Here is an 8276-nt window from a genome sequence, read left to right as displayed (position 1 = left end):
CTGAACCTCCTGGGTCCCTTAGATTTTACTACAGGAAACCCACCTTAAAAAGCTCAAAATTTAGTCTTAAAAAACTAAGCCATTATATCTTTACCGAAAACCGCTGCCGTTACAAAAAAAAGAACGGCAAAATACGGTATGTTAAACGGAAAATGCGTAAAAGCAAAAGCCAAAATACCCGACAGCGCCGCAAGCGCCGTAAAGCTGCGCGCCCTGTATAAAGATATAACGCAGGCGGTTAAAGCAAGAATAAAAAATATAAATCCTACAATACCCGTTTCCGCAAGTACCTGCAGATAGTCGTTATGGGAATACGCTTCGTCATGCGGTTTATAAAAGTTATTTGAATCTTTATCGTACACCAGAGCCTGATAATACGGGGACTGCACCCTGAAATTTGCCGCCCCCACGCCAAACAAAGGCTGTGCGGCAGCCATCTTTACAGAAGCTTTCCACAGCAGCACCCTTATGAAAACAGAATCTTTCTTTGTGTTAAGAATAAAAACGGATACTAAAACAGCTGCCGTCATTATTACGGCTGCAAGGGCAAGCGCCTTTTTTTTATCCTTTGACTGAATAATTAATACCGCCGCTGATACAGCGCAAAAAACGGCTGTCCCTGCCGCGCTTTTGGTCAGAAATACCGACAAGGCGGAGAGTAAAAATAAAATAAATTTAAATTTATATCCGGCGCTGCCGCTTTTTTGCAGGATAAACGGGGCGCAGAACACAAGAAAAACGGCAAAATTATCCGGATTCCCGAATAAAGAATACACCCTGCCCCCAAAATAATCCTTAAAAAGTACCCCTTCCCCCGCGGCAAAAAAGGCCGCCTGCGCCAATCCGGCAGCCACCGACACCGCGGCGGATAACACAATTATTAAAGAGGCTTTTTTCACTTTCACCGGCGCAGCCTGCAGCAGAATTACAATAAAAATTATATTTAAAAACATGTAAACCTGCTCTGTTTTTAAGGTGCTGTTTAAATCGGGGTTGAAAATACCGGACAGAGAAACAGATGCAGTCAAAGCGGTTAAAGAGAGCGCGATGAAACCCGCCTTTTTTTCCGGATGCAGCATGCCAAAAAAAACAGCTGCCGATACATAAATGCCAAGGCATATTAGTTTTACGGTATGATTTTCATAAGCAACCGCCGCGGCTCCGCCGGACAGCAGAAACACAGATATAAAAGAAAGGCTTATAATTTCAGTAATTTTACCCGGAAAATCTTTTGCGCCGGCGGCAGTCATCATTTATTTGTCATTCTTTTCCGTAAGGAATTTTTTTAACTCCTTGGTAAAAGCGTTAATATCCTTAAACTGCCTGTACACAGAGGCAAATCTTACATATGCCACTTCATCCATAAGCGCAAGTTTTTCCATGATGATATTACCTATAACCGTGGACGGGACCTCTTTTTCCATCTTGCTGTAAAGCTGTTTTTCTATTTCATCCACCACTTCTTCAAGCTGCTCAACAGATACAGGCCGCTTTTCGCACGCTTTTATCAGCCCGCTTAATATTTTTTTACGGTCAAAGGGCTCTCGCCTGTTGTCCTTTTTTACAACCATAGGAAGCGAATGTTCTATCTGCTCATATGTGGTGTACCTTTTAGCGCACTTAAGGCATTCCCTTCTGCGCCTTATGGCTTCGCCGTCTTTACTTTCCCTGGAATCAACAACTTTATCCGATTTGTGGCTGCAGTAAGGACACTTCATCTGATTCCCCTCCCTGACAGTTTATCAAGTTCGGCAACAGCCTTTTCATCTTTGGGAAAAAAAGCAAGCATCCGTTTATATGTTTCAGCGGCCATCTGATAATTATTCATATTCTCATACAGCATGGCAAGGTTATAGTAACCTTCCCTGTATTGCGGCCATAATTCAAGAGCCCTGTTAAAGGTGTCTTCCGCCATTTTTACCTTTCCGTTATTGTAATAAATAATGGCAAGGTTGCTGAAACTTGAAGACATTGATACATTATCCCTGAACCATTGTTTATCGGGTTCCACGGCTTTTTCATAATACTGCCGTGAACGTTCCAGAAATTCCGCAGTCTGTTTTTTATCTTTTGTATTTCTTGCCGCCAGCATATGAATGTAGCCAAGATAACTGTAAGGCGTTGCGAATGACGGGTACATTTCGGAGTACTTAAGGCACAGATTTGCGGCCCTTTCAAATTCACCGGAATTTATAAAAACAGTCGCCAGATCAAGCGCGAAATAAGCGTTATTAGGGTCCCTTTTTATGGCTTCATCGTAATATTTTACGGCTTCGTTATAACCGTTTTTATCCACCCTTTCACCGTAAAACTTGTACGACCGCGCTATATTATTGTAATTGTATCCGTTTTTGTCATTCAATTTAAGCGTATGTTTGTGGACTTCTATCGCCTGCTCGATATAATGCTTCTGGCGCGCCGTGTCCCGGTCCGCCCTGGCGCAGCGTTCAAAACCTATTCCGTATTTCACCCAGTAAATTTCCCTGAAAGGATTTAACTTCACGGCTTTATCATAAAACTCAAGCGAACGCGTTTCTATGCCCTGTGTTTCCGCCGCGATATTGCCCACTTTATAATACATATCAGCAGCCCAGTACCGGGTAAGCATAACAGTTAACGCGAGGGTAAGAAATACCGAAGACCATACAAAAAAAGATTTATTGCCTCTGATAAACGCAGGCGCCTGCCACACAGTTTTTGTATTAAGGCCGCCCATAATAAGTATTACCGCAAGGGCTATCCAGAACATAAAACCATAAGCCACGACAGTGTAATTAAACAGCCCCTGGATAAAGTAAGCAATGACAAGCATAAAGAAACCAAAAGCAATATACCTTCTTGTTATATTTTTTTCGCCGAAAATCACGTTAAACGTTTTTTTGAAAAAAGCGGCCAGCAGCAGCATAAACATTCCAAAACCCGCGATTCCCTGGGTGGCAAGGTACTGCAGGAAAATATTGTGCGTCTTTTCCGGAGTGCCGTTCCACTCTATTCTCCAGTATTCGGGAAGCCTGTAATAAGGAAACATTACCTGAAAGGTATCCAGCCCTTTGCCCACGATTGGATTGTCCCTGAACATCATAAGCGCGCTTTTCCAGATATATACCCTGGGTGTCTTATTAATCCCTTCCGTAAATATCATGGTTATCCTTGCATAAAGGTCCCTGAACGCTTCCTGCACCTTATCCGAGAATACGGCTGTTATGGCGAAGATAACCACAAAACCCAGAAACCAGTATTTATTGGAGGCAAATATGCCGTGTTTTTCTTTTTTTGAATCTATAAACGTGTAGATTATAATTAAAACCAGGGTAACAAGAAAACTTAAAAAACCCGCCCTTGATTTTGTCAGAAACAGTATAATAACGGCCGCTACAAGCATAAAGAGCACGGCGGATTTTTTAAACGTATCTTTGGTGACAAAGAAAAGTATGAAAAACAGCGGTAAAATTTCCACAAGATACGCGGCAAGAAAATTGGGATTTCCAAGCGTGGAAAAGAACCTGCCCGGATTATACGTTTCCGGATTCCAACGTATAAAATCAATGCCAAAATTCTGCGCGAAACCGTAAGCGGTTATAAAAACCGTGGATGTAAGCGTAAGCGTGATGATTTTTTTTACACTGCGGTCCGTACCCAGAAAATTAACAAGCAGAAAGAAAAAAACAGTGTAATTAGTAACGGTTAAAATGCCTTCAAAATCCTCATACACGCCGAATACGGACACGTTTAAATTAACGGTTATTACCGTGGAAATTAACGAAACAGCCAGAAGCCCAAGCACGGGAAAATCAAAAGCGGTTTTCACAAAAGAAAATCCCTTATCAGTTATTATTTTTATAATCCAGACGGCGGCGCCTAAAATGGTAAAAAACCTGAAAATATACATTTTGTTGATTTCAAACACGTCATTTGTGCGGGTATAAAATATAACAGGTATAAGCAGCACCATTGAAAGCACCGCAAGTTCTATAAATTTACCGCCAAGTTTCCTGGTATCCATTTGCCCTCGATTATTTTTTCAGTTTAATAAACAGTATAGTTAATGCCTTTTATATCTTTCGCGGTGGAATTTATATAAATCCAGCCGTTCCCGTAATCGTAATACCAGCCTTTGCCCTGCGTTGCAGGTATTGAATTGCCCAGTGTCACCTGATTTCCCCTGGGAGAAGCATTAAGCGGAAAAGCGCACTTTACCGCAGGCAATTGATTGCCTATCATTTCTTTTATCCATGGTTCATCTTCATTTAAGTTTTCCGGAAAAAACGTGTTATTGCCGTAATAAATATGAACCGCGCCGCGTATGGCCGATAAATTGCCAAGCGTGGCGCCAAGGTTCGCTTTTTCAAGCATCTGCCCGAACTTTGGCACAGCCACAGCAACAAGAAGCCCCATGATACCGACTACCACCATAAGTTCAATAAGCGTGAAACCGTTATTTTTTAATCTCATCTATTCTGTTTTAAACCTTCCTGAATTTTTTTTAAGCGTCTTTATGATGCTGTTCAATTCATTTATGGTCTTTTTAACTTCCGCTTTTAAACCTTTGTGTTTTTTTATATCCTTTGTCAGTTTGTCAGATACCGCCATAATTTTATTTATCGTGTTTCTGTCCTCTTTCACAAGGTTTCTTACCCCCGCAATCATCGCGTTCATTGAATCCGCAAGGCCGTGAAGTTCGTCGCTTTTTCTGAATTTTACGCTTACGCATAAATTACCTTTTGCTATTTCTTCGGCGACCTTTTTCATCCTGTAAACAGGGCCCGCTATCCTGTGGGATATTAAAATACCCGCAATACAGGAAACAACTGACAGCACAATAAGCGGAAGTATTAAAAGTTCGGTTGTCTTAATATAAATATCGCCGAGTTTTTTTGACGCTTCCGGGACAAAGAAAAATTCCTCAATAACGTTCTGCCATATAACATAAAAAGTCGTGAACGAAACGGTAAAAACAGTTATCAGTATAAAAAACAGAAGCATTAACACAAATTTGTACTGAAACTTTTTATCAACTATATATATTTTGCGCTTGTATCCTTTTGTTTCCATAAGCCCCTCCTTTTAATAAGCGGAATAAACAGTACCGTTAATATCAAATGCCGTTGAATTGATAAATACCGTGCCGTTTGAATTATTGTAGAACCAGCCGGCGCCGGCAATTACCGGCCCTTCAGCCGCGCTTACAGTCACGCTATTGCCGTAAGGCGGCGTGGCAGCGGGATACTTTGCCTTAACAAAAGGAACCCCGCCGTTAAGCACTGATTCAAATGCCGGCTCTGCTGCCGGGTCAATAGAATTCGGAAAAGCCATATTTGTAGCGTAATAAATAGAAAGCGAAGACCTTAGAGAAGACAAATTTCCCATCGTGGTTCCCAGATTTGCCTTTTCAAGCAGGTTCTTGTACTTTGGTATTGCCACCGCCGCAAGAAGCCCCACGATAGCTACAACCACCAGCAGTTCTATTAAAGTAAAACCTTCCCTTCCCCCTGTTTTCACTTTTATCCCCCTTTTATTTGTCGTACACCGGGAATTTAGCGCACAGCGATTTAACCTGACCGCGGATTTTTTCTTTTAATGCCGCGTCCCCGATATTTTTCAGCACCTGATCCATCCAGTCCGCGATTAGTGTCATTTCTCCTTCTTTCATGCCCCGCGCGGTAATAGCGGGCGTTCCTATCCTGATGCCGGATGTGACAAACGGGCTTTCAGTGTCAAAAGGCACGCCGTTTTTATTCAATGTTATTCCCGCGTCTTCAAGGGCTCTCGCCGAATCACGCCCGTTGATTTTATTGGGCCTTAAATCAAGCAGAATCATGTGGCAGTCAGTGCCGCCGGTTAATATTTTATAGCCTTTTTTCAGAAGTTCAGCGGCCAGAGCCTGCGCGTTTTTCATAACCTGCTGCTGATAATCTTTAAAAGCAGGCGTCATTGCCTCTTTAAAACAAATCGCCTTGGCGGCTATCACATGCATTAAAGGCCCGCCCTGCAGCCCCGGAAATACGGCTGAATTTATCTGTTTGGCGTATTTTTCTTTGCACATTACCATGCCGCCCCTTGGCCCTTTTAAGGTCTTATGCGTGGTGGTTGTTACAAAATCAGCGTACGGAACCGGATCCGGATACAGTTTGGCGGCAACAAGCCCCGCGTAATGCGCAATGTCGCACATAAGCAGCGCGCCCACGGAATCAGCTATTTCCCTGAATTTTTTAAAGTCTATCTGCCTTGGATATGCCGACGCTCCCGCCACTATTATTTTAGGCTGCACTTCTTTTGCCGCAGCCGCTATTTCATCATAGTCAAGCATATACGTTTCTTTATTCACGGAATACGCGTGCGCTTTGTAAAGTTTGCCCGACGAAGATGCCGCCGCGCCGTGCGTTAAATGTCCTCCCGCCGCAAGGTTCATTCCAAGTATTGCATCGCCCGGCTGCAGCATCGCAAGATAAACGGCCTGGTTTGCCTGCGAACCGGAGTTTGGCTGCACATTGGCGTGTTCCGCGCCAAACAGCTGTTTTGCCCTGTCAATGGCAAGCTGTTCCACCCTGTCTGAATTGCCCACGCCCTGATAAAAACGTTTTGTAGGGTATCCTTCCGCGTACTTATTTGTAAACACGGAACCCTGCGCCTGAAGCACGGCTTCATCCGCGTAGTTTTCCGACGCTATCATTAAAAGCGTTTCCTGATTTCTTTTCACTTCATCTTTGATTATTTCCGCCACTTCACTGTCTATTGCTTCAATGTAATTTGTAAAATCCATTATTATTACCTCCGTAATATTATTTCATATTTTTATTTTCAACCGCTTTAATCTTGTTTAGCCGCCTGTCATGCCTGCCGCCTTCATATTGGGTGGCAATCCAGATACCCGCTATTTCTTTTGCAATGTCTTTTCCTATAAGACGGCCGGGCATCACCAGCACATTACTGTCGTTATGCCGCCTTGTCATTGCGGCTGAAAATGTATTATCCACAAGCGCGGCGTAAATGCCCTTTATCTTATTGGCAACAATTGACATGCCGATCCCCGTCCCGCAGAAAAGAATTCCCCTTTCAGACTGTCCCTTAACGACAGCATCACAGGCAAGCTCCGCGAAATCCGTATAATCACACGACTCTTCAGTATATGTGCCGTAATCCTTCACTTCATGGCCCTGTTTTTCAAGGTGCTGTTTTATAAAGTCTTTTAATTCCAATCCCGCGTGGTCGCTGGCAAGCGCTATTTTCATTGATTGCCTCCGGGAAGCGAGTTAATAAGAAATTCGTTTTCTGAATTGAACTTTTCAACCGCCTGCGGCGCGAAAATTATATCCCACAGCCAGGAAAGCGTAAATATAGTTACGCCCGATATGAATACCGCCTTAGTCACACCGTAGTCATAACCCGGCTCTGCCGGAGCGAAGAACTGCTGAACGCTCAGTCCCATGATAATAAGGGATACTATTTCCGCGCTCATTAAAGACAGCCCCGTGTTCTGGTCTTTACCGTAAAAATGTCCGGAACCGTGCAGCACAAGGCCCGGAAAAACAGCTTTCTGAAAGGCCTGATCCTTATCCAAAGGAGTAATCAAAGAAGTCACTTCCGCGTCATCCGCTGACATATATTCTTCTTCAAGCCAGCTTGAAGCTGTGGTGGTGTGTTTTATGTACCTTACTTCCCCCCACGGTATATTGGCCTGCACGCCGTTGGGCAGTTTAACCGTAAGATAATATGAATCAAACGAAATAACATCCGCTTCAAACCTCTGCTCGTCTTTCAGGATAACCGTATCAGCAAACAATCCGGCGGAAAACAGAAAGATAAAAAGAGCCGCACTGATTATTTTTTTCAAATTGGCCTCCGAATAATTTTTTTAGTGCCCGCTTGCCTTTTAATTTCTGTCAGCGGCAGGATAAGGCGCCGCGTTTTTCAACTGCGTAAAAATGCCGTTTTTCCCCTTTTTTAAAAGGGTTTTTCAGATAATACTTAAAAAAATAAATTATGCCTGAAGATATTTTAATCAATATATTATATATAAAAAACATGGGCAGGTCAACAACGATAAGGGCGAATACTTTATTTTTTGTAAATTACAGGTGAAGATATGTTAACACCAGGGGGTGATATGGATGTTTCCCACATTTTAGAGAGAGTAACGGCGTTGGATGAATCTGAACTGTTATACGAACCCCTGCCCCCTCCCGCCATGTAGTCATAAGCGAATGCATATGAATATATCAATAAGACTATCCCCGCAATAACCCCTGTCTTTAATCTCATCTCTCACCCCGAGTAGT

General features: G+C 43.0%; 10 protein-coding genes. All 10 read right to left on the bottom strand.

Going from position 1 to position 8276, the window contains the following annotated elements:
* Positions 1 to 74 precede the first annotated feature (74 nt).
* The gene (locus JXR81_04165; GenBank protein MBN2754042.1) at positions 75 to 1253 is read right to left on the bottom strand and encodes an O-antigen ligase family protein; all 1179 of its coding nucleotides are present in this window, start codon (positions 1251 to 1253) and stop codon (positions 75 to 77) included.
* Entirely contained in the window at positions 1254 to 1718 is a 465-nt protein-coding gene (gene nrdR, locus JXR81_04160; protein ID MBN2754041.1) for a transcriptional repressor NrdR, read from the bottom strand.
* A complete protein-coding gene (locus JXR81_04155; protein MBN2754040.1) occupies positions 1715 to 4003 on the bottom strand; it encodes an O-antigen ligase family protein in 2289 nt (762 codons plus the stop codon). The genes nrdR and JXR81_04155 overlap by 4 nt, the downstream gene beginning before the upstream one ends.
* A gap of 23 nt (positions 4004 to 4026) precedes the next feature.
* Positions 4027 to 4452 carry a type II secretion system protein gene (locus JXR81_04150; protein MBN2754039.1) on the bottom strand — a complete coding sequence of 142 codons (426 nt, stop codon included), beginning with the start codon at positions 4450 to 4452 and terminating at the stop codon, positions 4027 to 4029.
* Positions 4453 to 5052, bottom strand: coding sequence for a methyl-accepting chemotaxis protein (locus JXR81_04145; protein MBN2754038.1), 600 nt, complete (start codon positions 5050 to 5052; stop codon positions 4453 to 4455).
* Positions 5053 to 5064: 12 nt separating this feature from the next.
* A complete protein-coding gene (locus JXR81_04140) occupies positions 5065 to 5499 on the bottom strand; it encodes a prepilin-type N-terminal cleavage/methylation domain-containing protein (protein MBN2754037.1) in 435 nt (144 codons plus the stop codon).
* 13 nt (positions 5500 to 5512) lie between these two features.
* Positions 5513 to 6760, bottom strand: a complete 1248-nt coding sequence (locus JXR81_04135) for a serine hydroxymethyltransferase (GenBank protein MBN2754036.1) — start codon at positions 6758 to 6760, stop codon at positions 5513 to 5515.
* A gap of 19 nt (positions 6761 to 6779) precedes the next feature.
* Complete coding sequence (rpiB, locus tag JXR81_04130; protein MBN2754035.1) at positions 6780 to 7229, bottom strand: ribose 5-phosphate isomerase B; 450 nt, start codon at positions 7227 to 7229, stop codon at positions 6780 to 6782.
* Positions 7226 to 7831, bottom strand: coding sequence for a hypothetical protein (locus JXR81_04125; protein ID MBN2754034.1), 606 nt, complete (start codon positions 7829 to 7831; stop codon positions 7226 to 7228). The genes rpiB and JXR81_04125 overlap by 4 nt, the downstream gene beginning before the upstream one ends.
* Positions 7832 to 8055: 224 nt before the next feature.
* Complete coding sequence (locus tag JXR81_04120; GenBank protein ID MBN2754033.1) at positions 8056 to 8259, bottom strand: hypothetical protein; 204 nt, start codon at positions 8257 to 8259, stop codon at positions 8056 to 8058.
* Positions 8260 to 8276 lie beyond the last annotated feature (17 nt).

This window comes from Candidatus Goldiibacteriota bacterium (assembly GCA_016937715.1).
GTDB lineage: Bacteria > Oederibacteriota > PGYV01 > PGYV01 > PGYV01 > PGYV01.
This window is presented reverse-complemented; position numbering and strand designations above follow the sequence as displayed.

What these genes read in the sequence shown, in the direction of transcription:
- JXR81_04165 (MBN2754042.1), bottom strand. Translation starts at nt 1,253, where the DNA reads ATGATGACTGCCGCCGGCGCAAAAGATTTTCCGGGTAAAATTACTGAA.
- nrdR (MBN2754041.1), bottom strand. Translation starts at nt 1,718, where the DNA reads ATGAAGTGTCCTTACTGCAGCCACAAATCGGATAAAGTTGTTGATTCC.
- JXR81_04155 (MBN2754040.1), bottom strand. Translation starts at nt 4,003, where the DNA reads ATGGATACCAGGAAACTTGGCGGTAAATTTATAGAACTTGCGGTGCTT.
- JXR81_04150 (MBN2754039.1), bottom strand. Translation starts at nt 4,452, where the DNA reads ATGAGATTAAAAAATAACGGTTTCACGCTTATTGAACTTATGGTGGTA.
- JXR81_04145 (MBN2754038.1), bottom strand. Translation starts at nt 5,052, where the DNA reads ATGGAAACAAAAGGATACAAGCGCAAAATATATATAGTTGATAAAAAG.
- JXR81_04135 (MBN2754036.1), bottom strand. Translation starts at nt 6,760, where the DNA reads ATGGATTTTACAAATTACATTGAAGCAATAGACAGTGAAGTGGCGGAA.
- rpiB (MBN2754035.1), bottom strand. Translation starts at nt 7,229, where the DNA reads ATGAAAATAGCGCTTGCCAGCGACCACGCGGGATTGGAATTAAAAGAC.
- JXR81_04120 (MBN2754033.1), bottom strand. Translation starts at nt 8,259, where the DNA reads ATGAGATTAAAGACAGGGGTTATTGCGGGGATAGTCTTATTGATATAT.